At 38.7% G+C, this 662-nt stretch carries 2 protein-coding genes; both read left to right on the forward strand.

Features of this window, described 5'->3' with window-relative positions; all coding sequences use genetic code 11:
- The first annotated feature begins 16 nt into the window (after positions 1 to 16).
- Complete coding sequence (locus OZD62_RS00260; protein ID WP_275019178.1) at positions 17 to 406, forward strand: helix-turn-helix domain-containing protein; 390 nt, start codon at positions 17 to 19, stop codon at positions 404 to 406.
- A 33-nt stretch (positions 407 to 439) separates the two neighbouring features.
- On the forward strand, positions 440 to 662 hold a 223-nt coding region (locus OZD62_RS06085; protein WP_022626366.1), incomplete at its 3' end, for an IS630 family transposase.

Genomic DNA, 662 nt, shown 5'->3' on the forward strand with positions numbered 1-662 from the left:
ATGATAAGGAGGTTGAATGCCAGCAGCATATAGTTATGATTTAAGAAAAAAAGCAATGGAAGCGCTAGACGAAGGAGAAAGCAGAGAAACAGTGGCAGCAAGATTTAAGATTGGACGAACTACTTTATGGGAGTGGCAGCAAAGAAGAAAAGAAACAGGAGACTTTCAATCAAAAAAACTTGGAAATGGGGGTTACAATCACAAAATTACCGACTGGGATACCTTTGCCAAATTTGCCAGAGAACACGGAGGAAAGACTCTATCGGAAATGGCTAAACTTTGGAACAACGTTAGTATCCAAACGATCTATCGAGCCCTTAAAAAAATTGGATTTACGCGCAAAAAAAGACATATGGATACAAGGAAAGAAACGAAGAAAAACGTGCTGAATTTTTGGAAATTATAGCGACAAAAGAACCTAAAAACTTAGTGTATATAGATGAGTCTGGCATTGATAACACCGAACTACGGATATTGCCAGAAAGGACAGCGGTTTTATGCCTTAAAATCTGGAAAGAAAACTCAACGAATCAGTATGGTTGCAGCCTTAAGTGGAAGAAAGATAGTTGTTCCGTTAACCTTTGAAGGCCACTGTAATATGGATGTTTTTAATGGATGGTTTGAGCAATTTTTGACACCGATCTTGGAACCTGGACAGACTG

The sequence above is a fragment of the Wolbachia endosymbiont of Drosophila seguyi genome, from assembly GCF_028981765.1.
GTDB classification, from domain to species: Bacteria; Pseudomonadota; Alphaproteobacteria; order Rickettsiales; family Anaplasmataceae; genus Wolbachia; species Wolbachia pipientis.